The organism is Candidatus Harpocratesius sp. (genome assembly GCF_054039255.1).
The window spans coordinates 79,257-105,055 of sequence record NZ_JBPLBG010000071.1 but is presented as its reverse complement, the minus strand read 5'-3'; the positions used below and the strand labels follow the sequence as shown (position 1 = coordinate 105,055).

Genomic DNA, 25,799 nt, shown 5'->3' with positions numbered 1-25,799 from the left:
TTAATAATCATGAATATTGAAAGCCTTGGATTATTATGAACACTAAAATCACTTATTCTTTGACTTATGAACAGTTAATGCATTTATTTAGAAAAGAACAGAGACAATTTTCAAATCTTACTGTACGCTGGATTCTCTATTCTAGTTTTGGAGAAGATCCTCAAAAGATTGTAATTGATTCTATTTGTGATCTTATTTTTGATAGAAGCAGTTCAGTTGAACGAATTGATTCTGAATTTTGCGGAATCACTGAAATATATCACTTTTTACCCCAATTGAGATGGAAATGTAGTAATTCTGATGGTGATCAAATAATAAATGTATCAATACCTGGTCATCGATTGTTGAATATATCCATAGATGATGATAATATTTTGATTAGTTTTATGCCTCATGGAATTAGGAAAATCACAGGATTTCCAGTTAAGTTTCCAGTTGCATGGGGACAATTTATTTTGGTAGGGATTACTGGAACAACAGTTGGTAAAGAATTGATTCAATTATTGAAAAAGATATTATATTTGCAAGAATCTGAAAGTGTAAATCATCATGAGAGCATAAGCATAGATCAATCTTCAAGTAAAGAACAATCTTTAAGCAAAGATCAAAATAATAATTCTACTATAGACATTAATAATTTGAAACCACGTGCTCGCTGTTCCAGTTGTGAAGGAATTTTGTTATTACGACCACTTTCTCAAAAAAAAGATCCCAAAGATCCAATTTCAAATCGAAATTTCATATGTACGGATTGTTTAATGGCTGCATCGAAGTATTATGAAGAATTGGAAGATCAGATCATCGAACAAGAGCAGAAAGGGAAAATTAAAAACAATATTGAAACATTGTTAGATATTATTGATGGGGGAATTACATTGGCACGAAATCTTCAAGATGAACGTCTTATGCACGAATTTTTTATGTTTCGCGCTTTTGTTTTGGTTAAAAGTGATGATCCAGATATTCTTGAAGAAGCTCAAGATTTGGTTGAAATTGTCTCTGATTTTGCTGAAGCAAATGAATACTCTAAATTGGGTCGAAATGCAATACAGCTGAGAAAAAACATAATTAAGAAGAAGTCAAAGTTAAGTGATTCTAAAATTGAAAAAATAGAAAGTATAGAAACAAAAATTACCGTTGAATCAAGAAAGAAAATTACAGATGACTCAGAGGCAAAAATAACTAATAAAATAAATTCAAAAATACCCAGTTTAGTGCAGAATGAATTAGCTAAGGAATCAATAAATAAAGTATCTACTCAAAATTCTAATGATTTAGAGTTTGTAATGCCTGATGATATAGAACTGGATGAAGATGCAATGGCTTTGGGTGAAGCTTTAAATTACGTTCCTAATGAATCAGATCTGACAGAAAACGTTCCATTTATTAAAACTGAACAACAACAGATTCCCAAAGATTCCAATAATTTTAAATTTCCTAATGTCTCTAGTGTTCCTGAAATTCACAAGGGTCCCAAAGTTCCCAATGTTCCTAAAGTTTCTATTGTTCCTAAAGTTTCTAATGTTCCCAATGTTCCTAAAGTTTCTAATGTTTCCAATGTTCCTAAAGTTTCTAATGTTTCCAATGTTCCTAAAGTTTCTAATGTTCCCAATGTTCCTAAAGTTTCTAATGTTCCCAATGTTCCTAAAGTTTCTAATGTTCCCAATGTTCCCAAAGATCCCAGTATTCCCAAAATTGCTGAAGATGAAAATGTAAATGAAATTGGACAAGATTTATCTTTTAAAGGTATTTCTAAAGCTACAGAAATTTTATCAAAATCAGAAGAAGTTTCATCATCACCTCCAACTATTTCTGCATTTAAAAATGAGAAAACTTTGATGGATAATGAAAACCATAATTCAAAAATTATAAGCATCAGTGAGAAAAACCAAGAAACTGTTTCATATTTTCAAGATGACGGAGAAGATGATGATGAATTTGCTATTCCAAATATTCCAAAGCGAAATCCAATACAAATTCCAGATTTAAACATTGAAACCACATTTTCATCAGACAAACCACCATCTCCAGCTACTTTAAATTCTGCAGAAAGTGTAGCAGATTCTAATCTTAACTCTTCTGAATGTACAGAAAATCAACCTGAAGTCGAATTATCTATTAATTCAGAGACTATCCTATCAAAATTTGAGTTAAAAGATAAAAGTATAGATAAATTATCAGAATTTGAATCTGAAAAAAGAATCGAAACGAATTTAGAAGAGAATATTGAAGGAATTATTAAGGAAAAGAGAGAAGAGACTTTTGGTAATTTCATAGATAAAAATTCAGAAAATCTTAAGAAATCCAAGAAATTTGAAAATGTGCTATTTTTCGGCGTTCCTAAAAAAGAAAAACCTTTGCAACAAGAAGAAAGTGGAAAAGAATTGTTTCAATTTTTCAATCTGTCCAGAAAATTGACTACAAAAGATGAAAATATCCAAAAATCTGATCGAGAAGAAATTTTCAAACCAAGTTTAATAAAGAAGGATAAAAAGTCCAAAAAACCAAAGAAAAAAATAGAAAGGATGAAAGAGATAAAAGATCGCAGAAACCGAGAAGAAAGAAAAGATGATCAAGATATAAAGGATTTTTCAGAAAAATCAAAATCTCAAGTTGATCAAGATTTATCAGAAATCTCCAATTTTGATAAAAAAATAGCTGGACCTAGAAAAATTACTGATTTTAAAGAAATTATTAAAACAAAAGATATTTCTAAATCTGGATCTGATTACAAACCTCAAGTTAATTCTAAACCTCAAATTCTGCCTTTGGATAATTCATTACACCAAGATGCATTAGATTTATTAAAAAACCGAAATGAATTGAAATCTGAAAAATTAACAATAAAACAAAAAACTCAGAAAAATAAGAATATTCAAAGTGTTCAGAATTCTGGTTTAGATGTTAAAAAAATTAAAAAACGATATTCTGTAAGGCAAAAGAAAATCGAATTATGCCCAATGTGTGGAAAGGTCGCTCAAGAATGTACATGTGGTTATATGCAAATGCGAAATCGATAAATGTTATTTTTTATAATTATATCTATCATTCTGCCTTATTTTCTTTTTTTCCTTTCTTTTTTCATTCAATTCAAATGGAAGAACATTGACTGCTAAATTTCCCATACTTTGAGCAGCGAGGGGTGAGATTTCATTATCAGTGGCTTTTCCCATTTTAGTTAAGCTTAAAAACTTTATTTTGTTTTTAGATTGAAACCAGTTAAGAAAATCTTCAAAATGAGTGAACATTCTAATTTTTTTCGTTACCCAATATCCATTTTCAATATACGATTTCGGATGTTTTTCTTTAAATCTAGAGACATGTTCTTCAGCCTCTATTTCGGGTCCTATTCGGAGATATTCTTTAGAAATTTTAGGTGTTGAAGTAAATAATGCTAGCACATAATTACCTTGATTTGCATCAAAAATCAATTCTCCAATTACATCTTCAAATCGAGCTTCTAATGTAAGTTCATTTTCTGCTTGCTTTATCAATTTTTCAAGTAATGAATATATTTTATCTCTAAATTTGGTGTAATGTGCATAATCTGTTGTCTGCCATTCCAAATAAAAAAAATTTGATATTGGAAAGGATTGATCGCAATTACGAATATCTGGTAAAGGTTTGAACTTGAAAAATTCCATGGATGGTTGTTCTAAGAATGATTTAAATGCATGTTTTACCAAACGATAGGCGCGTATTGAAACAGAGGAACCTACATTTCTATGAACATCAGTAGGATCAATTATAATTAAGAAATCATTAGGAAAATATTGTTTTCGAATCTGTTTAATATTTAGATTTGCGTAGGGATTTACTACATTTGGGTTTTTAGGAGGTAAAAATAAGATCATATTCTCTAGATCTTCAAAATGTTCCATGAAATTAAGGACTGTTTTATATTTTATGATAAATAGTTCTGCTAAATATCCAATAAAGCCACTTCGCCCAACAGCACTTTTATCTCCATAACAGTGCAATATTTGAAATAAATATTTTAGAACACGTACTTCGTCCTTCTGTTCATCTATAAGATGTTCTAAAATATAACGAGTATGATGGGGAGATCTATCTACTGCTGTTAGAGGTCCACGCTGAAATAAAAATTGCTCAGAAATATCAAAACAAAAAACAATATCTAACTTTACATCTTGATATATCGCTGAAATATAAGGATGTTCAGCATATTTCATAACTGGATTTTGTAGACCTGCATTATTAAAAACAGGAATTAACCAAGATAATATTAAATCTTTAAATAAATCTCGAATTTTGTTTCTAAGATTAGATTTTGATTTCTGCTTAAGATCTGGTAAAATAGATGGATCTAATCCTATGAATAAATCGATATCAGAAGAGTTTCTTAATGCAGTATCTTTTAATCCTGTTGATCCTTGAGGTGTTATGAAATTTATTTTTAGATTTTTTTTAGGAACTGAGTTGAAAATGACAGTGCTTACATAATCCACAATTGATGCAAGTTTTTTTCTTTCCTGCGAAGTAGGATTTAGTTCCTCTTTTTTAAGATTGATCATCAATTGAATTTGATTTCGTATTTCAAGTGATATCATTGTCATTCACGAAGTTGAGTCTGGTCTTGGGCTTTTTTGAGCTGCCAAAAATTCATCCAAAGTTTCTTTTAGTGGTCGATGGAAAGCATTCAATAAAATTTGAAAATCATTTTCGATTTGGATTCTTTCAAAAGGAAGAACTGAAATATTTATCGTACCATCTGATTTTGGTCTGTTTTTTTTTGCTTCATTTCTTTTTTCTATAGGTGTAAGAGATGAAGTATTGTATAATTCAATGGCTTTTACTCTTCCTCGTTGAATGAAAATTCTTGGAGTATAATTAGCGAAAAAGAATCGTCCTTCTGGAATATTTCCCAATTTAATTCTTTCTTTCACAATTTTTCGTTTTGGCAAAAAAGAGACAAGTGAAGATTGAGTAATGTATACAGAGGTATTAATTATGATCATTTCGCGATCTGATATATCCAAACCAGGAGGTTGAGGTTGATGATCGAGGAGATCTAAAACTTCTGAAGGTTTTACTTTGTGGAAAACGATAAGATCTTCTGATTGCATGTGTTCACGCCAAGCACTATCAATTCGTAATTGAACTCCTGAAGTGTTTTGAAGTAATTTTATTAGTTCATCTTTAGAATATAAATCTGGATTAAAAATTTGAGGCACGTTTCCAATTGAATCAAGAGTCGCCTCTTTTAAAGTAGACCATATTTCTTGAGTTATCTCTTCAATTTGATATAATGAAGCCATTTGACTTTTGATTTCTTTAGCAAGATGATTAACCAAAAAACGATAGACAAGACTGGCCTCTGAGCCTAAATATGTATATATAATATGTTTAGAATCATCTGTGATAAGATATGCCTTTTTAGAACTAACACTACTTCCTATTGTATCCCCATGAATTTCACGTGTTTCGACAGAACTAAGTACTTCAAATAATTGCAATTGAATATTCTCCTCTTAAGCAAGAATTTCTTTTTTTACTTATAAATATCTGTTATGTATCAGAAAATAAATATTTTTAAGTTGAAGAATTTTTTAAGTGTTAATGAAATTATGTGCTTCAGCTTCGCATGGAATTTATTTTGATTGTAATCAATGCGGAAAATGTTGCTCTAGCGATTCTGAAGGATATATTTTCATTTTCTGGAATGATATAAAGCAAATTTCAACTTTTTTAAAGTTAAGTTATGAAGAATTTGCACAAAAATATTTGAATATAGTAGAATTTGAATTCACTTTATGGGATGCAAATTTAGAAACTACACATATTCAGAAATCCATGGATACTCTTGTATTAAATTTTAATTTAGATCAAAATTGTATTTTTTTAACACCCATTGATGAACAATTTGGTTGTCAAATTTATCAAGCTAGGCCTAAACAATGTGAATTATATCCTTTTTGGTCAATGATAATGATTTCTGAACGAAATTTTATTAATCATCAAAGAATATGTCCAGGATTTCGCATTAAAGGTGAAGAGAGGGATTATTATAATCCAAATCAAATTGAAAAACTTGTAAAAACTGAGCGAAAAATTGAACGTGATTATTATTTAAAAATGAAAGAAGTCAATTTTGATATCTTTCAGATGTATCCGTTTTTGAAAAATGTTAGCAAATTTAGAATTAATAAATAATTTTAAAAAATTTGACAAGCTAACTTTACGTACTATGATTTATGCAAATAAGATTCTTCGCATTAACTTGAAAACTCAAGAAATACGCGAAGAACCTTTGAATTTTGAAATTGTGCAGAAATATTTAGGTGGTCGTGGGCTCGGAGTAAAAATTTTGTATGATGAACTCCAACCGAAAATTGATCCATTATCTCCTGCAAATAAAATTGCAGTAATGACCGGCCCGATGACTGGAACTATTTCTCCAACTTCATCTCGATGGTGCATGGTGTTTAAAAGCCCTTTAACCAAAAATACATTAAATGATACTCACTGTGGCGGTTCTCTTGGAATTCAATTAAAAAAAGCAGGATTTGATGGAATTATTATTGAAGGTAAGTCTCCAAATCCATGCTATATTCATATTCAAGATTCTAAAGTAGAAATTTTAGGTGCCTCTGATTTATGGGGTAAAGATACATATGAAACGCAGCAAAAATTAAAAGAAAAGCATGAACGTCATTCTGTCGCTTCAATTGGGCCTGCTGGAGAAAATCTAGTGAAATTTGCATGTGTTTTGAACGATGCTCGATATGCAGGTAGAGGCGGGATAGGTGCTGTATGGGGATCAAAGAACCTTAAAGCCATCGTAGTAAAAGGATCAAATCGAATTGTTCCTGCGAATGAATATGCTTTTAAGAAGGTAACTCGTAAATTTCTCAATATTCTTAAAGGACATCCTGTTACAGGAACAGGATTGGGATTATATGGAACTCCTATTTTAACCACTGCGGTTAACAAGTCGGGTGTTCTTCCTGTAAAGAATTTTCAAGAAGGTATTTTTGATAATGTTCGCGCTATTGCAGGAGAAACTTTACGAGAACTTCTAGTTAAGCAAGTACCTTGTCAAGGATGCCCTATTGGCTGTGGACGTTCATTGAAGTTTGAAGATAATACCACTCATTTAGAATATGAATCTTTATGGGCTTTGGGTCCAAATTGCAATATTAGCGATTTGAAGATTATTTTTAAAGCCAGTGAAAAATGTAATCGTTATGGATTAGATACTATTTCTACAGGCAATGCAATTGCTTGGTATATGGAATGTGCTGAACGAGGTTTGGTTTCAGATGCTCCTAAATTTGGGGATGGAGATGGACTTTTAAAACTTATTGATGATATTGCCACTCAGACTAATTCAGGACAATTATTAGCTCAAGGCGTAAAGAATGCTTCAGAAAAAATTGGTCAAGGTTCTTCTGATTTCGCATGCCATGTAAAAGGATTAGAAATGCCTGCATATGATCCTCGGGGAATCAAAGGGATGGCATTAAGTTATGCAACTTCTAACACTGGGGCAACTCATTTAAAAGCTTATACCGTTATTCAAGAAATACTTAGTACTCCACATTATGTCGATCCTTTGGCAGAAGAAGGGAAAGCAGAATTAGTTAAAGAAATGCAAGATGTTTTTGCTACGTTAGACTCTGCAGAATGGTGTAAATTTACTTCAATGGCTGTTTTCTCGACATTAAAATGTGAAGTTGATATTTATGCCCAATTACTTACAACTGCCACAGGCTTTTTCATTGATTCTGCGGAATTTAAGAAAATTGGTGAACGAATATACAATTTAGAGCGATTATTCAATTATCGAGAAGGTCTATCTAGGTTGGATGATGAATTACCTAAACGCTTTTTAACAGAAAAATTACCTGCAGGACCTGCTAAGGGACAAATTGTGGATAATTCTGCATTATTAACTCAATTTTACCGTCTTCGAGGCTGGGAAGATGATGGAAGTCCATCTGATCGTAAATTAGAAGAATTGGGTATTAAACCATTGCACACCTCTGCAAAGCTTCAAGTTGCGTTAGATTTACGAGATATGGATGAAGCAATTAAAATTGCTAAGAGTGCAGTCGCTGGTGGTGTTGATTGGTTAGAATGTGGTACACCCTTAGTTAAATCAGTGGGAATGGACATCGTTCGGAAATTACGGGAATTATTTCCACATAAGACCATTGTATGCGATTTAAAAACCATGGATACTGGCTTTTTAGAATCAGAAATGGCACATTTAGCAGGGGCTGATATTGTTTGTATTTTAGGAATTGCACCTGATACCACAATTGTTGATGCTGTTGGTGCTGGAAAGAAATTTGGAATTAAGATACATGCTGATTTAATTGGTGTATCTAATCCAATCGAACGAGCAATCGAACTTGAAAAACTCGGCGTAGATTACATTGGTTTACATATCGGAATCGATACTCAATTAAGATCAGGTTTTGATAAAGTACCCTATCCTACCTTAAAGAAGTTGAAAGAATCGATCAAAATTCCTGTGGCAGTAGCTGGAGGATTAAATGCAGAAACCATTCCAAAAGCTGTAGCAACTGGAGCTGATATTCTTATTGTAGGTGGTGCAATTACTCGGTCTGCCAACCCTGAACAAGCTACCCGCCGATTAAAAGAAAAAATCCGAGAAGCATCGCTTTATAATGCAAAAAATACATGAAAACTTATTCGCGGCTAAAGTCTTAAAAGCTTAAAGGTTTAAATATCTGAATTTATTAAAATGTGAGAAAATTGATTAAAATCATTCTAACTTTTTTTGCTAATTTACAGCCACTTTTTGGTGAAGAACAGGTAATCTATATAGAATATCCAATTAGAATTATCGAGATCTTTCTATTATTCAAGACTAAGGAAGGAATTAGGGCAAATAATGTGTTTTTAGATGGAAATATTTCATTAAAAGAAGATTTCAACATTCTTCTAAATGGAAGACATATTCTTGCTTTTAATGGGCTTAAAACAATTATAAATGAAAATTGCGAATTATCCTTTTTCCCAAAAATAGGTGGTGGATAAAGAAAAATAACAAAATTTTCACCTGTAAGAAAGAATGAGTTAAAAAAATAAGTCAAATAAATGAGAAAAAGAATAAAAAATCAAGAGTTTAAATCATATTAAGTTTTAACCTTTGATTTCTTCGATTTTTTTGTTAAATTGCTTGATTTACTTTTTTTAATTGATTTTTTATTTCTTTTTGATGATTTTCGTTTGTTATTCAATGCTTTTTTGTTTGTTTGATTTTCTTCATCAGTTGTATTTGGTAATGCTGTTCGATTTTTGTGATAACTTATGAAATTTCGCTTATGATCATTTGCTAACACTGGTTTAAGATATTTTCCCGTATAGGATTTTGAATTATTTATAATTTCTTCTGGTGTTCCTGCTACAACAACTTGCCCACCATCATCTCCACCTTCAGGGCCCATGTCAATTATATAATCTGCAGATTTGATAATATCCATATTATGTTCAATTATAATTACTGTATTTCTATGATCCACCAGTTTTTGAATTACTTTCAATAATTGAAGTGTGTCATGGAAATGTAATCCTGTAGTAGGTTCATCTAAAATATAAAGTGTGTTTCCTGTACTACGTTTGCTTAATTCGCGGGAGAGTTTAACCCGTTGTGCTTCACCACCAGATAATGTGGTGGATGATTGACCGAGCTTGATATAACCTAAACCAACATCTATAACTGTTTGTAAAATCTTTCGAATTTTTGGAAAGTTTTCAAAGAAATCAAACGCTTCTTCATGAGACATATCTAAAATATCTGCAATATTTTTTCCTTTAAATTTAACTTCTAAAGTTTCTGCATTGTAGCGCGTACCTTTACAGACATCACATCGAATATATACTGGCGGTAAGAATTGCATTTCAATAAGATTGAATCCCGATCCTTTGCATTTTTCGCAACGACCTTGTTTAACATTAAAACTAAAACGTCCTCGATCATAACCTCTAAGTTTTGCTTCTTTTGTTGCACCAAAAATATCACGAATATAATCAAAAGCTTTAGTATAGGTTGCAGGAACAGATCGTGGAGTTCTTCCTATAGGTGTTTGGTCTATATGAATAATTTTATCAATAAGTTCTGCACCTTCAATTTTTTCGAATTCACCTGCAATTAGATGAGATTCAGGATTTTTAATTTTCTTTAAGCCTTTATATAAGGTTTCCATAACGAGTGATGATTTTCCAGCACCACTCACTCCAGTCACGACTGTAAGAACTCCTAAAGGGATTTTTACAGTAATATTTTTTAAATTATTTGAACGTGCTTTATGAATTGTTATCCATTGACTGATATTGTTTCTCCTATAGCCTGGAGTTGGAATAAATTTTGTTCCTTGCAAATATTGAGCCGTTAATGAAGTGGGATGATTTAATATCTGTTCCAAAGTTCCTGCAACTACAATTTCACCACCATGGATTCCAGCTCCTGGTCCTAAATCTACAACAAAATCAGATGAGCGAATTATATCTTCATCATGCTCAACAACCAGAATAGAATTACCTTTATCACGTAGAGCTTTTAACATATTGATTAGTTTAAATTTGTCTCTGGGATGAAGACCAATTGAAGGCTCATCCAATACATACAGTACACCTACTAAATTTGATCCAATTTGAGTGGCTAAACGAACCCTCTCTGATTCTCCTCCTGATAATGTACTGCTACTCCTATTCATTGTGATATAATGCAATCCTACATTAAGTAAAAAAGTAAACCGACTAATTAATTCTTTAAATACATCGCGGACAATTTTCATTTCACGCTTAGATGTGTTTTTTTTAACTTTCTGAAGAAATTGAAGTGCACTATCTACCGTTAAGGCGGAAACTTCTGCAATATTCTTTCCCATGATGGTTACAGCTAAAGCTTCTGGTCTTAAACGTTGTCCATGACATACCCGACAGATCCTTTCGTCCATCCATTTTTCATAAAATTCACGGCTGGATTCAGAATTAGTTTGATGATATCTCCGTTCTAATGTATTCAAAATTCCCTCAAAAGGACGACTAACTGCGTACGAAAATTCACGATCGTTTCCATTTTCATCAATCTTACTTGTTTCGATTCGAAAATCAATAAACTGAGTTCCTGAACCATAAAGCAAAACATTCCATATATGTTCAGGAAGTTGATCAATGGGAAGATTCAGATCAGAATCGAAAAATTCGGCAACGTTTTCAATCATTCGCCATGTATAAGAATCTCGTTTTCCAAAACCTCCAATTCTTCGTAAATTACTTTCATAAATTGATTTCGATTTATCTGGAAATAATCTTTCTTCAGTGAATACTTTAGATATTCCTAAACCATTACAAGCCGGACAAAGTCCAAGAGGTGTGTTAAAAGAGAAGAGTTGGGGACGTAGTTCAGGAATAGATAATTGATCGTTAGGACAAAACAAGTGTTCTGAATAAATTTTTTCTTCACCATTAACAATAGAGATTTTAACTAAACCCTCTGTTAGTCGGGAAGCTTGTTCAACTGCATCTGCCAATCTTTTATGAAAATCGTCTGTATTTTTCAAAATAAGTCGATCAATAACCACATCAATATCATGAAATTTATTTTTATCTAAGATTATTTCTTCATCTAATTCATATTCTAAATCGTCCACAATTACTCTTACAAATCCTTCTTTTTTCAATTGTTTAAAAACTGCTGAATACTCTCCTTTTCTTCGTTGAATAATCGGAGCTAATACTCTAAATTTGGTTTTTGGTTCCAGATTTTTCATAATATTCTCTGTAATTTCTTGAGTGGTAAGCGGTGTTATTTCATTACCACATTTAGGACAATGAGGAATTCCTATATTGGCATATAATAATCGTAAGTAATCGTAGATTTCAGTAACAGTTCCTACAGTACTACGAGGATTTTTACTAACTGCCCTTTGCTCAATTGCAATTGACGGACTTAAACCTTCAATATAATCAAGATCAGGTTTATCCATTACTCCCAAAAATTGTCGAGCATAAGTATTTAAAGATTCTAAATAGCGACGTTGACCTTCTGCATAAATAGTGTCAATTGCCAGCGAAGATTTTCCTGATCCACTTAATCCAGTGAACACAATTAATTTGTTCCTTGGGATAGTTACATCTATGTTCTTAAGATTATTCTGTCGAGCACCCTTTACAATGATATATTCTTGTTTCATTTTTGGTTCTATCCAATTTTTGATGATTTGTTTTAAAAGATTATTTTTTTAATCGTCTTAATTTTTTTTTTTTTTTTTAGTTTTTTGCTTATTTTGATTTTTTTTCGAGTTTTTTGGGCGTTTCATTTGATTTAATACCCGTTTTCGAAGTTCTCGCTTAGCGACATGTTCTACAGTCCCAAGGAGTTGAAATCCAGGAAAAATTTCTATGTTTTCATTTTTTTCGATATAATTTTCATTATATGAATTATTTTGAATTAACTCAGGCGAAATTTGTTCCAGTTTTTGGGCTATTTTTTTGTTAATATCTGAAGTTTGAATTTTATTGGTTTTTAAATCTCGAATAATATCACGCAAAATTGCAGCTAATTCAAATTCTAGATCTTTTGCAGCTTCAAGCATCGATCGTTCAAGTTCCTGTAAAATTTTCTCTTCAGAGGCATTTTCTTCTAAAGTCTTATTTAGAATTTCTGAAAATAATTTCCTTGACTGTTTTTGTTTTCCCTCTTTATGAGTATCTGCAAGAGCTTCTTGAACGCGCTTTTGAATTGTAAGTGGTGTTATTCCATGCTTTTTATTATAAGCAATTTGCTTTTTACGACGTCGATTTGTTTCTTGAATTGCCTTTTCAATAGATTTAGTATGTTTATTCGCATAAATTATTGCTCTTCCCTCCGCATTTCTAGATGCTCGACCAATCGTTTGGATTAAAGAGCGTGTATCTCGCAAAAAACCTTCCTTATCCCCATCTAAAATTGCAACTAACCCTACTTCTGGTAAATCTAATCCCTCACGTAGAAGATTTATTCCCACTACTACATCAAATACTCCTGATCGAAGGTTACGAATTAATTCCATTCGTTCTACAGTGTCAATATCAGAATGAAGATATTCGATTTTAATTCCAACATCTTGATAATAATCTGAAATATTCTCTGCCATTCTTTTTGTCAAGGTTGTTATCAAAACTCGGTGGTCTTTTTTTATTTCTAAGCGAATTTCTGCTAGAAGATCATCTATTTGATTATCAACAGGTCTAATTTCAACTAATGGGTCAACTAATCCTGTTGGACGAATAACTTGATCAACCCAAACATTTCCACTCTTTTCTAATTCATATGGTCCAGGTGTTGCACTAGTACATATTACATAACTTAGTTTTTTTTCCCATTCTTCAAATTTTAATGGGCGATTATCCAATGCACTTGGAAGACGAAATCCATAATCAACTAATGCTTGCTTTCTTGCTTGATCACCTTTGATCATTCCTCTAATTTGTGGGATTGCAATATGGGATTCATCTATTATGAGAAGAAAATCTTCTGGAAAATAATCATATAAACACGCCGGCTGTTCTCCTGGTTTTCTTCTATCTAAAAATCTGGAATAATTTTCAATTCCTTTGCAATATCCGACTTCTCTTAGCATTTCAATATCATACCGGGTACGCTCTTCAATTCTTTGAGCTTCTGCCCATTTATTTTGCTTTTTAAAATAAGCAATACGTTCTTCTAATTCTTCTTCAATTTCTTTTGTCATTTGGTCCATTATTTCTTCAGCAGTTACATATTCACGTGTGGGAAAAATCTTTAAATTTGGGACTTCATGCAATTTCTTATTTGTAATTGGTTCCATTTCTGTAATTGATTCAATTTCATCCCCAAAAAAGCTAACTCTGTAAAAATTATCCAAGTAACCGGGGAAAATATCTACAGTATCGCCTCGTACGCGAATTTTTCCTTGCGTAAAGTCAATATCATTTCGTTCAAAATGAATTGATATTAATTTAAGCATCAAATTATTGCGGGTTATTTGCATTCCCTTTTCAATAACAAAAGATTTTCTTGCCCATTCATTAGGATTACCAATTCCGTATATGCTCGAAACTGAAGCGATTACAATTACGTCCTGGCGTGTTAAAAGTGCATGAGTGGATGCCAACCTATATTTCATAATTTCTTCATTTACACTACTATCCTTTTCAATATATTTTCCTGATTGAGGTAAATATGCTTCAGGTTGATAATAATCAAAATAAGAAATGTAATAATTTACTGAGTTTTCAGGAAAGAAATCTTTAAATTCTTGGTAAAGTTGTGCAGCGAGTAATTTATTTGGTGCAGTTACTAATGTGGGTAAATTAAGCTGCGATATAACCTGTGCCATTGTATAGGTTTTGCCAGTTCCTGTTGCACCCAATAATGTCTGAAATCGCTTTCCTTTTCGGATTCCTTCAAGTAGTTCTTTTATTGCTTGTGGTTGATCTCCTTTAGGGGTATAATCCGACACTAATTTAAATTTAACCATGGTATATTATTCTTCCATAAATCTTGTAATTGTAAGAAATTGATTAATTACTTCATGAATCAAAGAGAATATTCTAATTTACTTCAAATTTAATAATTTTTTTTATGATTTGAAAATTTGGGTTAAAATTTATTATTAAATCTTTATACCTTTAATTTGTACCTAAGAACATCCTGTTTCAATAAAATTTAAAGAAATATAATTTCAATACGATTAAAAGAATTAAGAGTTCGACTGATTAGTGATTTATTAACTAATTATTAATAATTTTTTTTCTAGCATTTCTCAAAATCTTAATTTTTCTCGTTTAAGCGATATTCCAAGAAGAAAAAAGTTTTTAAGCCACTTTATCTGGAAAAGATTTTAGGGAATTCTACATTTTGTATCTTAAACAAAGAAATCTGTATTTTTTCTTGAGGGACCAAAAAAATCATTTATTATCAATTTTAAGGCTTGAAAATTACAATGTTAAATGTAAAAAATAAAAACCAAAATTTGAGATCGTTAATAGGAATGGTTATTCCATGTGGGAACTGCAGTTATGCAAAATTAATACAGATAACCAATTATAAGAAAGTTATTGTTGATTGTTGGCTAACAAAAGAAGTTGTTTTTGATATTTCTGAAGAATATTTGAAATCTCATATCATTAAATGTCCCTGTAATGAACTAAGAGAATTAGTTCCAAATTTCGAAATATGTGAATAATGTCGTGTTTTTTTTTCTTTTCATTTGTTTTTATAGTAAGATTTAGAAATTGAATAAATAATTTGAGGGATAACTTGATGTTCTATAAATTGAAATTTTTCTTAATTATTTTGCTTTTTCTATAATCTATATACATTTTTCTAAAGATAATTAAGATTAATCTATTTTTATAAAATATCCTCCGGAGGATAAAAATGGCGTCAATTTAGACTTAGAATTTTTTACTTAACAATTGCAGAATAATTTCAAAAAAATAATGTATAATCAAAAAAAACAATAAATTCACTATTAAATCGAATAATATCCAGATATTATCCAGATCATCCAATAATTCACAAATTAGCCGCGAATAAGTTCAAAATTGAGAATTCTCAAATTTGCAAAGATCTTTAAAATTTTTCTAAAGCGATACTATTTTGGAGAGATTTCTATATTATAATATATGCCTCTGGGGATCGTTCTTATTACTATTAATTACAACCAAAACTTAAAAAAATGGAAAGGTGAAATAATAAATTCATATCCTGTAGATTTTATGCCATCTCGTGCATTGGTTCGTAAAATTATCGAAATTATCCATAATTCTACTGATAAAATTAACTGTGAGACAGAAGAAACTTTAGAATTAAAATACAGAGATAAAATAATACTCGTTCAAAGAATTATTGTGCATCCTAACAAAAAAGAAGAATTATTTGTGGTAATTTTACAACCAAAAGAAGCCTTAAACGTTCAAAAATATTATAATATTCTCGTTTCTATTTTTCCTCATTGTGATTCTCAACCCATTTCTAAGTATCCTAATCAATTTACTGAATATGCAGAACATTTCTTCCCCAAATCTCACCGTCGGAAAATATTGTTCATTGGTCTTCGGTCAGCTGGAAAAACATGCATTAAAAAGAGTTTTTTTGATGGAGTTGATCCTTCAAAACTATTAGGAGAATATTCCCCTGAACCGACTGTTGGATTAGCTCACTTTGTTTATTCTTGGTTAGATGCAGAAGTTGGAATTATTGATTCATCTGGACAAGAATTTGATAGATATGTTTCTCCTGCAAATGATTTCGAACGAAAAATTGCATTTGAAGAAGCAGATGTAATTCTTTACATTTTTGATATCACTCATTGGCAAGAAGATCATAATATAGTATTAAAAAACCTGGAAAAAGTAATTTCAACAAAAAAAATATTTGCTGGAAAAGGAAAAATTTATGCATTTTGTCATAAAATTGATCTTTTAAAAGGTTCTAATGAAGATAAATCTAAATACTTTCTTCAAATCAAACAGCAAATCGAGCAAAAATATCATATAAAAACCATTTTTACATCAATTCAACCCAATTTAATTCACACATTATTCCGTTCCATGCAGATTATTTTAAATGAACTTTCTATTATTGGAGGAACATTAGAAGCTTTTTGCGAAGATATTATAAAAGATCAAAAAACTAGTGCTGTATTGCTTTTTAACGAATCAAATGCTGTGATTAGTCAAAAAAGCACTCCTGATTTAGATGTGTATAATTTTACTAATATTAGTGCTTTGGTCAGAAATCAAATAAAATTATTAACAAATTCTCCTGAATTGGGGGATTTGGATTATTCAATTATATATACTCTTTCAGGCTTCGCTTTAATCATAAAATCTATCCAATTAATTAAGTATGGTATTTCAACTCTTGCCTTTTTAAGTCGAAACATCAATAGAAAATCTCTTTCCCAGATTCTAATCAAATTAGAACAGCGATTATCATTTGAAATTCAAAAAGAAAAATATTTATAATTTTTTTAAAAAATCGTCACATAACCCTTCATACTAATCTCCCTTATCTGTCGTAGAATATCTTTATTATAATATATGTAAATTTCTCGATATTCAATAGGGTGAAAGATTACTGTGAAATTTATTCGCACTAACCTACATCTCATGAAAAAATATTCCAATTTTTATGAACACTTTTTTTATAATTGAGTGATTTCCTATAATGAACGTGTAGATTATTTCATTTTTTGAATAACTCAAAATCCTTTTCTATTTGATCACCAAAAACATATGCTTTCAATCTCTGAAAATTATTTATCTTTGAGATAACTTCTCTCACTTTTTTGTAACCTGGAATTCCTTTAATCCACCAGATGGAAAGTCTTCTAATTTCTGCAAGTTTAAATCGATCATTATTCCAGAATTTTGATAAATCCTCTATATAACTTTCAATTTTTGTTAAATATTCTCTAATCTGCTTTAACGAATGAAAAGTATTTTGAGATTCAATTGCAAGTTGATTCATATCTTTATCTCCATTATTATCTTCAATTCTAGTTTTATTCATATCTTTTAATGAAGAAGTTGAAATATTATCTGTCTTGTTATCTGTTTTTGATCTAGTTACAATTTTTGAAAATATTGCGGGATCAAACATAGCTGCTCTACCTATCATTACTGCATCGCATTCAGTTTCATGTTTTATTGCAAGATAGGAAGAATAATCAATTACATCCCCATTTGCAATCAAAGGAATTTCAAGTTGTTCTTTTACCTTCTTTATCATAGTGTAATTGGCTCTTCCTCTATATTTTTGTTCGATTGTGCGACCATGTAAAATTAAGAATTCTAAACCTACATTGTTGATAATAGGTAATAAATCGAAAATATCAGTTTCACTATGAAATCCCAATCGAGTTTTTAATGAAACAGGGAATGGAGAATATTTTAATGTAGTTTGAATTACATTCTCTAAACGGGAAAAATCATGAGTTAGGTGATATTCCTTAAGAAACCCTCCTCCACCACCTGAACGCATAGTATGGGGTGCAGGACAACCTGCATTAATATCTATTAAATCAAAATTATAAGAACTTAAATAATCTAAAGTGTAGTGAAGATGTTCTGGATTTTTACCATTGCATACTAATTGTACTGCTGCTGGACGTTGTCGTTCAATTAATTCTAAGTGAGGAACAATCGTTTTTGGTGCAGCTACGAACTGTTGGACAAAAAGCATTGGAGCTACAACAAAACCAACTCCACCTAAATCACAGATTAATTGACGAAAAGAAGGAGTAGTAACATCCATCAGAGGTGCTAATGCCAAGTCTGTGGTTATATCTAACGATCCAAGTCGCATTCTAAGCAAGCTAAATAGTTTTGCATTGTACAAAAAATTATTTGCATTAAAAAATAATCATAATGAAATGCGTGAAGAATATTTATAAGAAAGTATGAATAAAAAAGTGTGAATAAAAAAGTGTGAATAAAAAATTAAGAAAAAAAATGAAATCTTACATTGAAAATTGAGCTTCAGATGCTGTAGCTTCTTCATCTGTAGGTTCAATTGTATAACGAACTTCTACTTCACCATCAGCAGGAATTTCTTCAATCATCCAAATTAATACTTCTCTACCATCTAGCTGTTCAGTTTCAGTTGGTTCAATACTTGGATCTTTAGCCTCAAATTTGGCTGGAACACGATCGCGTAATTCATAATTTTCAACAGCGAATTCCCCTCTATTTCGGACCTTCAAGATAATCTCATAGACATTTTCTGATCCTGTCGCCAAAACTGATTTTCCACGAAAGATTTTAAGTCGTCGGTGAATAACCTCGATTTTAACTTCTTCACCTTCTTCTGTAATTACAATTGGTTCACCTCTTGGTAGAGTATTTGCTTTCCAAGTAATAGGTGATACAAAAGCATCGTCAGGATCTAAATCATTTGCAATTATTGGAAAAATAACTTGTAATTCTTGATTTGGTTCAAACTTTCCAATATCTGTATCTTTCAATCCATCCATTTCAATAAACAATCTTCGATCTTCTATTTTAATCCAATCAGGATCTAATTCATATTCTTTACCATCTACAGTTAATTTAATTTCTTCTTTTTCTGGCAGCTTGAAATGTTCAGGAACATTTTGTTCAATGGAAAGATAATCAAATGGTGTTGCACCACCGTTGGTTAAGGTGTGTGTAGCTGTAAATGGAACTTCTCTATATGATTCAATCGTTTCGATATCATATGCAACTTCAGCATTGAATATTGCTACTGCTAAGTCGATATCCTCTATTTGGACAGTTGTTGAAGTAATTGCTTTCAATTCATGAAGAAGAATGAATTGGGCTGTTTTTTGATATTTTGGAATTTCACCTTTTGTATCAATCTCCCATAAATTTGACTGCCAGATTCCACCAGCAGATAGGAAAATTTCGCTATCTTCAGATAATTCAATTAATTCAGGTGCATCGTCTTTTTCCATTTCTTTGACGCTTACTTTCTTTAGTTTTGCAATATATGGGCTGAGATTCTCATATTCTAAAAAGCCTTGGAATATATCTGGCCGATCTTCTATCTGTTCTTCTGTGGTTGATACCATGTTTTCTCCTGTCGCTTCAAAATTTTCCACAGTCAATTCTGATAAGGAAGTTGCTGCATTATATACAACCTCTACCATTCCAGAACGTACTTTTTCCTCTTTATCAGCAATATGCACTGTCAAAGTAAATTCTAGAGATGCATGAGCATTCGGTTCAAGTTTCTCGATTTCCCATATTAAATGATTATCTTCGCTTCGATGGTCTCCGATTGATACACTTTTAACATCCACATTACTGGATCCATCAAACAATTCTTTCTTTACAACAATATTCTCAATAGGATATTCTTCTGTATTAGTAAGTTCTAGGTTGAAGTAAACTATGTTATCCTGATCCATATTCAAAGAATATGTAATAGTATTGGGATCATTAATAGTTGAGATCTTTTCTTTCAATTTGAGAGAAGGTTCTTTATCCGCTTTGATTTTATACTCAATTGGATACTCCTCTGCACCATTCAATTCTTGAATTAAAAATTCTTCATCCAGATTTTCGATGGCTCCATTATGCTTGAATTGACCCGTAATATCCCAAATTCGTTGATCGCTTGCGATATTCTTGAAAATAATTTGCCCATCCCTGGTTAAAATACCATATCCTTCACCGGGCTCTTTAGATTTTGGTTCTTCTTCATCAACATCTTCATCCCCTGTTTCACCCTTATTCTCCTTTTCATCTGATAGAAAATTATATTCATATTTTGCAATTATTTTTTCTTGAACATTTATTGCTATCCGTTCGCCTTCGACTTCTTCTGCAGAGCTTCCGACTCCTGTTCCTTGTGATCCTTTCATAGCTGATTCTTTTGATTCATATGTTTTTGCAGGTTCAACTTTTTTTGCTTCTTCTTGCACTCTTGCAAAATAAGATTCTAATTCATCTTGATCTTTAGTTTTCTCATCGCGACCCGATTTAATTGCGTCCCTAATCGTTGATTTTGCTCGTTCGGACAACATATTTCCTAACATCTTAAAACGGTCGAAAAATTCATCTGCAGAAACGCTTATGCTGCATTTGATCTTCTTTTTATTTATTTCGACAGTTCCGTATTTATCTAGATTGTAATTTGGCATAGTTATGCACGTTTATTCCATTGGTTGAGAACCTTAAAAAACTTCGTCCTTTACATTTCTCCGACATAAACTGCGATTTTATCTAATTAATTGACATTATTGTGTATTGCTGTTTTTTCAAACTAAATATTTAATATTGCCTTGAAATACATTTTTTAAAAGATCTAATCTGTTTTTTTATTGTTCAAATCAAAAAAATTATCAGATATTCAAAAAAACGCTTATTTTTTCTCAAAATAATTATTCTAAATAATTTTATTTCTAATAGATTCAAAATTAATAAAATAAAGAAGTAAAATAGTGGACTCGGAGGGAATCGAACCCTCGATTTCTTTTGCATTCACATCAAGAAATCTGATACGAAGCATGCCAAGCAAGCGATATACCGCTAATCCACGAGCCCATGAAATATAGTATTCGTATGAGGAAGAATGTATTAGAATAATTAAAAATTTTATGAAACAATTCGCTTTACATTTTTGAATAATTAAAAGATGAAATAATCACTATAGTAATTAGATTTGTATAAACAGGAAATAATTCTTTTTTCGATTATTGTTTTTCCTTTTTACTTTCATCTCCAATTTTACTTATTTTTTCTTTAGCTTTCCTAATAATCATTTTCTTTGCTTCTTCTAGTGCGATTTCTTTAGCTGTATTTAGAACCATTTTTGTAACTTCACTTTCAGCCATTTCTCTGGCTTTTTTTAAAGCAATCTCTTTATTTTTTTGAAACTGTGGTTTTGCAGTTTCAATTCTTTCTTTCACAGTATTCGTTATTTTCTGTGTTTTTATTTGGGCTGATTCTTTGACTTTTTCTCCCAAATCAATAGTATTTTCTTTTACATTTTCAATTTTGGGTTTTATTGATTGCAGACTTTCTTTTGCTTTGTTTTCAATTTCTTTTGCTTTTTTATTCAATTTATTAAGCATTCAATTTCTCACCTCTAATTGACAATAATCTTAATACTGTTTAATTATTTGAACTTTATTAAAAAAAAATAAAAAAATTAGTTCAATTCTGTTCCACAATTTGGGCAAAATCGGATATTTTGGCTTTCTATCCTATTTCCACAATTTGTACAAAATAAAATTGATGGTGTTTTTTTGGCATTATTCATTGTAGAAAATCTATTTTCTCTATTATTGTTCTTTTCATCATCCTGAATGATGATTTTTTGAGTCGATTTTGTTTCTCCAACATCTTCATTATAAGAATTTGACGAAGAATGGCAGCATGATGAGCGAGATGTTCTTTTAGGATTCGCTACACTTCTAACAAGCCAAAGTAGGAATAGAATACAGAATATGCCAATTAGAATAGCTATGATCCAAGAAAAGTTCCCCAGATCAGCATTCCAACTCATCATATTTCCTTCTTCTTCCCACATTTCATGATTATTAATATTAAGTAGCATTTTTTATTTTTACTCCATGAGTTTGTATTTTTTTGTTTGTGTTTTTTTGTTTGTTTTTGGTTGATTGAATATAAAAAAATATTTAATAAAAAAAAAAGGAATTTTATAATCACAAATCTATAAGTCTAATGAGTTATTTACTCTTTGAATTTCTTCATTAAGAGTGCTAACTTTCATTTCTTTCATAAAATCATCTTCTTAATTCATTTGCATTGGTTTTCCACAGTGGGTTGGGATTGCTTGTGCACCACAATGAGTTCCCATATGGCAGACTAATTGGTCACCTTCGATGTGCATTGGTTTTCCACAATGCATTGGGACTGGTTGAGTTGTTCCGCAGGTTTGACATTTTAATTCCATCTTATCACCTCCAAGAGATTTTATTCTATATTTTTTAGTATTATTTATTTTGCTTAGGTTAAAAAAGCAATATTATGTAAAATAAAAAAAAGTTGATTGATTGAAATGAATATAGGAAGATTCAGCGAGATTATGATTTTATTGCAATTTGTTGTATTTGTTGTAATTTGGTTGAATATTTACTCTTCGTAATAAGTTAGCATTAGAAACCACTGTAATAGAGCTGGTTGCCATGGCAATTTCTGCAATGATTGGATGAGCAAATCCTAAGATTGCAAAAGGTAATGCAAATAGATTGTAAAAGAATGCCCAGAATAGGTTTTGTTTAATTTTTTTAAAGGTTGCTCGAGACAACTTAACAGCAGTGATTACTTTTCCAAGATTTCCAGAAACTAGGGTAATATCTGCGGCTTCAATCGCAATATCAGTTCCTGTCCCAATGGCTATTCCAACATTTGCAGCTGATAATGCAGGAGCATCATTGATTCCATCTCCGACCATTGCAACTAGGTTTCCTTCTTTCTGAAGTTGTTGAATAATCTCCAATTTTTGCTGAGGCATCAATTCTGCATAAACTTTTAAAATTCCTACTTTTTTTGCAATAGCGTCTGCTGTTCTTTGATTATCTCCAGTAAGCATTACTGTCTTAATCCCTAAACTATTCAATTCTTGAATTGCGCGAGGTGAATCTTCTTTAAGATTATCAGCAATTCCCAATATGCCCCCTAATTTGTCTCCAATTGCTAGTAAAACGACAGTTTTTGCTTCACTTTCAAGTTGCATTATTTGACCACTTTCTTGAAATTTAGTGACATCAATTTGATAATCTTTCATTAATCCAATATTCCCCAGTTTAATTGATATTGAAGGTGATATAGAAGAATTACCCGTTTCCTCATTATTAGCATCATGGGATATAATATCGGCTATTACACCTTTTCCTGAGATTGCTTTGAAATTTTCTACTGTCAGTAAAGGAATTTTTTTATCTTTTGCTAAAGAAACAATTGCAAAAGCTAATGGATGTTCTGAATTATATTCAATAGATGCAGCATATTGGATAACTTCCTTCTCAGAAAAGCCAGGTCCGGTGATTATGTCAATAACTTCAGGCTTTCCTTTTGTAATAGTCCCAGTTTTATCAAATATAATTGTATCAATATTCTTTAATGTTTGAATTGCTTCGCCGTTACGAATTAAAACTCCATTTTCTGCCCCCAAACCACTACCAACCATTAAGGCTGTTGGTGTGGCTAATCCTAGGGCACAAGGACAAGCAATAACAAGAGTCGAAATTAATGAGGCTAATGCTAATGTAAGAATTCCCAAATCTATATTTACCCAAGGTAATATAGGTTCTCCGATAGCAAGAATGCTTACCATGAAATTTGGGAAAACCAACCAAATAATTGCACCCAAAGTGGCAAGAACTAAAACAATAGGTACGAATACAGCTGTTACATTATCTGCAAATTTCTGAATTGGTACTTTTGAACCTTGAACTTCTTCCACCATTTTTATTACTTGTGCTAAAAATGTCTCTTTTCCTACCTTTTCAGCGCGAATCTTAAGAACCCCTGTTTGGTTTATAGTTGCTCCAATTACTTGGTCGTCTTTTGACTTCTTTACGGGTAAAGATTCTCCTGTTGCAATTGATTCATCGACAGAACTGCTTCCTTCAACAACAATTCCATCTGTTGGTATTTTTTCTCCTGGTCGGACTATCATGATATCTCCTTTGGAAATCTCTTCAATTGGAATTTCTCTTTCTATCCCATTTTCAATAATTTTTGCTGTTTTTGCACCCAATTGTAGCAATTTTTTAATGGCTTGTGATGCTCTTCCTTTGGCTTTAGTTTCAATGTATCTTCCTGTTAGGTGAAATGCCATAATCATGGCTGAAACGCCAGAATAGTTAAAAACAGGAATAATAAAGCTTAAAGGTCCTGAAAGAAATGCAAAGAATGTTCCTAAAAATATCAGAACGTCCATATTAGCACTTTTATGTAAAATTGCTTTCCAAGCAGTCTTATATGTATCATATCCTGCCCAAAATATAACAAAAGCTGCTAAAACTATAATAGTAATATTATACACTAAACTACTTGGCCATATAATACCCCAGATCATTTCTAAAAGCATATAAACTGTTATTGGAATTGTGAACCCCCAAGAGATGGCGAGTCTTTTTTGTGCTTTTGCATATTTTTCTAAATCTTTCTTCATTTCCATATCATATTTTGAAGATTCGGATGTTGTCTTTTCAGATTTTTGAATAATTGCTTTGTATCCTGTATTATTTATCGTTTGAATAATCTTATCATATGTAATTAATTCAGGATTGAAAGTTACTGTAGCTTTTTCTGTAGCCAAGTTTACAGAGCTTTCGATAATCCCTGTAGTTTTTAATAAACTACGCTCAATGGTTTGTGCACATGATGCACATGTCATTCCTTCAATTGGAATTATCTCTTTTTTTGTTTCAATTTTAGTGCTATAACCAGTACTATCTATTGTTTTTATTATGTCATTCAATCCTATTTTTGTTGGATCGAATTTAATATAAGCTTTATCTGTAGCAATGTTTACATTGACTTTCAAAATACCTTCTTCTTTATTTAGGGCTTTATCAATTGTTTGAGCACATGAAGCACAATGCATGCCTACGATATCTAAAGTAACCGCTTTTTTAGTTTGATTTTGCGGATTAGGATTAGTATTAGATGACATTAAATAAAATAAGATATATCTTTTTAAAATATATTCTTATTATTAAATATAAAAAATTAGTCATCTATTTGAATTTAGAAAAAGTAAATATGTATATTTTTTAAAAATATATTTGCATTAAGCTTATTGGAGAAATCAGATATATATTATTTAATGTCAATAAATGAAAAATCCCTTTTGTCTGATTTTACTCGTTTTTATTTACTTGTTTTATTGTATGAAAATCCAAATCATGGATATGGATTGCGGGTAAAATTTGAAGAAAGACTGGGCAAAAACATTAGTTTTTCTTTAATTTATCCTTTTTTAAGTAAGCTTGAAGCCAAAGGATTTGTTTCGATTGAGAGTAAATTAATTGGTCATAAGGAAAAAAAAATATATCATTTGACCGATACAGGAAAAAAATTCGCTGAGAACATGTTTCAACGATTTTCAGGAATAATTGACACTGCAATTGAGCCTAATATCCAAATTTGTGCTGGATGTGGAATAAAACTATATCAAAACTCTTATCAAGAAATAATTAATGGAAAAAAATATTCATTTTGCTGTCGACATTGTGCTGCTGCCTTTAAAAATAATGAGATACATAAACACAACCATTAATTAGGACAAAAATCAATTGGAATTTGGTGAA

17 protein-coding genes and 1 tRNA gene are annotated in these 25,799 nt (G+C 31.1%); 7 read left to right on the top strand and 11 right to left on the bottom strand.

Translation table 11 applies throughout. The features are described from left to right. The first annotated feature begins 35 nt into the window (after positions 1-35). Entirely contained in the window at positions 36-3,020 is a 2,985-nt protein-coding gene (locus ACXLDF_RS15685; protein WP_457559494.1) for a hypothetical protein, read from the top strand. Positions 3,021-3,023: 3 nt separating this feature from the next. Here ACXLDF_RS15685 and ACXLDF_RS15680 read toward each other — a convergent pair whose 3' ends face one another. Beyond that, entirely contained in the window at positions 3,024-4,571 is a 1,548-nt protein-coding gene (locus ACXLDF_RS15680; RefSeq protein ID WP_457559493.1) for a hypothetical protein, read from the bottom strand. A 6-nt stretch (positions 4,572-4,577) separates the two neighbouring features. Next, positions 4,578-5,477: a hypothetical protein gene (locus ACXLDF_RS15675; protein WP_457559492.1), complete on the bottom strand. Its 900-nt coding sequence runs from the start codon at positions 5,475-5,477 to the stop codon at positions 4,578-4,580. A gap of 103 nt (positions 5,478-5,580) precedes the next feature. On the opposite strand from ACXLDF_RS15675, the gene ACXLDF_RS15670 reads away from it, so the two are divergent. From ACXLDF_RS15670 to ACXLDF_RS15660, 3 genes are all read left to right on the top strand, one after another. Beyond that, positions 5,581-6,174 (top strand): YkgJ family cysteine cluster protein, encoded by a 594-nt coding sequence (locus ACXLDF_RS15670; RefSeq protein ID WP_457559491.1) that lies wholly within the window; start codon positions 5,581-5,583, stop codon positions 6,172-6,174. Positions 6,175-6,208: 34 nt separating this feature from the next. Then, positions 6,209-8,674, top strand: a complete 2,466-nt coding sequence (gene hxlA / locus ACXLDF_RS15665) for a 3-hexulose-6-phosphate synthase (protein ID WP_457559490.1) — start codon at positions 6,209-6,211, stop codon at positions 8,672-8,674. A gap of 71 nt (positions 8,675-8,745) precedes the next feature. After that, the gene (locus tag ACXLDF_RS15660) at positions 8,746-9,030 is read left to right on the top strand and encodes a MoaD/ThiS family protein (RefSeq protein WP_457559489.1); all 285 of its coding nucleotides are present in this window, start codon (positions 8,746-8,748) and stop codon (positions 9,028-9,030) included. Between the two features lie 98 nt (positions 9,031-9,128). Here the strand turns inward: ACXLDF_RS15660 and uvrA are convergent, their stop codons facing one another. Continuing rightward, a complete protein-coding gene (gene uvrA, locus ACXLDF_RS15655; protein ID WP_457559488.1) occupies positions 9,129-12,191 on the bottom strand; it encodes an excinuclease ABC subunit UvrA in 3,063 nt (1,020 codons plus the stop codon). 57 nt (positions 12,192-12,248) lie between these two features. After that, positions 12,249-14,498 carry an excinuclease ABC subunit UvrB gene (uvrB, locus tag ACXLDF_RS15650; protein WP_457559487.1) on the bottom strand — a complete coding sequence of 750 codons (2,250 nt, stop codon included), beginning with the start codon at positions 14,496-14,498 and terminating at the stop codon, positions 12,249-12,251. Positions 14,499-14,963: 465 nt separating this feature from the next. On the opposite strand from uvrB, the gene ACXLDF_RS15645 reads away from it, so the two are divergent. After that, positions 14,964-15,206 carry a hypothetical protein gene (locus tag ACXLDF_RS15645; protein WP_457559486.1) on the top strand — a complete coding sequence of 81 codons (243 nt, stop codon included), beginning with the start codon at positions 14,964-14,966 and terminating at the stop codon, positions 15,204-15,206. 442 nt (positions 15,207-15,648) lie between these two features. Further along, entirely contained in the window at positions 15,649-16,992 is a 1,344-nt protein-coding gene (locus ACXLDF_RS15640; protein ID WP_457559485.1) for a GTPase domain-containing protein, read from the top strand. A gap of 220 nt (positions 16,993-17,212) precedes the next feature. Here ACXLDF_RS15640 and ACXLDF_RS15635 read toward each other — a convergent pair whose 3' ends face one another. From ACXLDF_RS15635 to ACXLDF_RS15605, 7 genes are all read right to left on the bottom strand, one after another. Further along, positions 17,213-18,334, bottom strand: a complete 1,122-nt coding sequence (locus tag ACXLDF_RS15635) for a tRNA dihydrouridine synthase (protein WP_457559484.1) — start codon at positions 18,332-18,334, stop codon at positions 17,213-17,215. Positions 18,335-18,488: 154 nt separating this feature from the next. Next, a complete protein-coding gene (locus ACXLDF_RS15630) occupies positions 18,489-20,654 on the bottom strand; it encodes a hypothetical protein (protein ID WP_457559483.1) in 2,166 nt (721 codons plus the stop codon). A gap of 301 nt (positions 20,655-20,955) precedes the next feature. After that, positions 20,956-21,057: transfer RNA gene (locus tag ACXLDF_RS15625), tRNA-Ala, on the bottom strand. 149 nt (positions 21,058-21,206) lie between these two features. Continuing rightward, a complete protein-coding gene (locus tag ACXLDF_RS15620) occupies positions 21,207-21,587 on the bottom strand; it encodes a hypothetical protein (RefSeq protein ID WP_457559482.1) in 381 nt (126 codons plus the stop codon). Positions 21,588-21,664: 77 nt separating this feature from the next. Beyond that, the gene (locus tag ACXLDF_RS15615) at positions 21,665-22,072 is read right to left on the bottom strand and encodes a zinc ribbon domain-containing protein (protein WP_457559481.1); all 408 of its coding nucleotides are present in this window, start codon (positions 22,070-22,072) and stop codon (positions 21,665-21,667) included. Between the two features lie 198 nt (positions 22,073-22,270). Continuing rightward, positions 22,271-22,432, bottom strand: a complete 162-nt coding sequence (locus ACXLDF_RS15610) for a hypothetical protein (RefSeq protein WP_457559480.1) — start codon at positions 22,430-22,432, stop codon at positions 22,271-22,273. A 138-nt stretch (positions 22,433-22,570) separates the two neighbouring features. Next, positions 22,571-25,162, bottom strand: a complete 2,592-nt coding sequence (locus ACXLDF_RS15605; protein ID WP_457559479.1) for a heavy metal translocating P-type ATPase — start codon at positions 25,160-25,162, stop codon at positions 22,571-22,573. A gap of 126 nt (positions 25,163-25,288) precedes the next feature. On the opposite strand from ACXLDF_RS15605, the gene ACXLDF_RS15600 reads away from it, so the two are divergent. Next, on the top strand, positions 25,289-25,768 hold the full coding sequence (locus ACXLDF_RS15600; RefSeq protein ID WP_457559478.1) for a helix-turn-helix transcriptional regulator: 480 nt from the start codon (positions 25,289-25,291) through the stop codon (positions 25,766-25,768). The last annotated feature ends 31 nt before the right edge of the window (positions 25,769-25,799 follow it).

Coding starts and splice junctions, on each gene's coding strand:
- ACXLDF_RS15685 (WP_457559494.1), top strand. CDS start 36: ATGAACACTAAAATCACTTATTCTTTGACTTATGAACAGTTAATGCAT.
- ACXLDF_RS15680 (WP_457559493.1), bottom strand. CDS start 4,571: ATGATATCACTTGAAATACGAAATCAAATTCAATTGATGATCAATCTT.
- ACXLDF_RS15670 (WP_457559491.1), top strand. CDS start 5,581: ATGAAATTATGTGCTTCAGCTTCGCATGGAATTTATTTTGATTGTAAT.
- hxlA (WP_457559490.1), top strand. CDS start 6,209: ATGATTTATGCAAATAAGATTCTTCGCATTAACTTGAAAACTCAAGAA.
- uvrA (WP_457559488.1), bottom strand. CDS start 12,191: ATGAAACAAGAATATATCATTGTAAAGGGTGCTCGACAGAATAATCTT.
- uvrB (WP_457559487.1), bottom strand. CDS start 14,498: ATGGTTAAATTTAAATTAGTGTCGGATTATACCCCTAAAGGAGATCAA.
- ACXLDF_RS15645 (WP_457559486.1), top strand. CDS start 14,964: ATGTTAAATGTAAAAAATAAAAACCAAAATTTGAGATCGTTAATAGGA.
- ACXLDF_RS15640 (WP_457559485.1), top strand. CDS start 15,649: ATGCCTCTGGGGATCGTTCTTATTACTATTAATTACAACCAAAACTTA.
- ACXLDF_RS15635 (WP_457559484.1), bottom strand. CDS start 18,334: ATGCGACTTGGATCGTTAGATATAACCACAGACTTGGCATTAGCACCT.
- ACXLDF_RS15630 (WP_457559483.1), bottom strand. CDS start 20,654: ATGCCAAATTACAATCTAGATAAATACGGAACTGTCGAAATAAATAAA.
- ACXLDF_RS15620 (WP_457559482.1), bottom strand. CDS start 21,587: ATGCTTAATAAATTGAATAAAAAAGCAAAAGAAATTGAAAACAAAGCA.
- ACXLDF_RS15615 (WP_457559481.1), bottom strand. CDS start 22,072: ATGCTACTTAATATTAATAATCATGAAATGTGGGAAGAAGAAGGAAAT.
- ACXLDF_RS15610 (WP_457559480.1), bottom strand. CDS start 22,432: ATGGAATTAAAATGTCAAACCTGCGGAACAACTCAACCAGTCCCAATG.
- ACXLDF_RS15605 (WP_457559479.1), bottom strand. CDS start 25,162: ATGTCATCTAATACTAATCCTAATCCGCAAAATCAAACTAAAAAAGCG.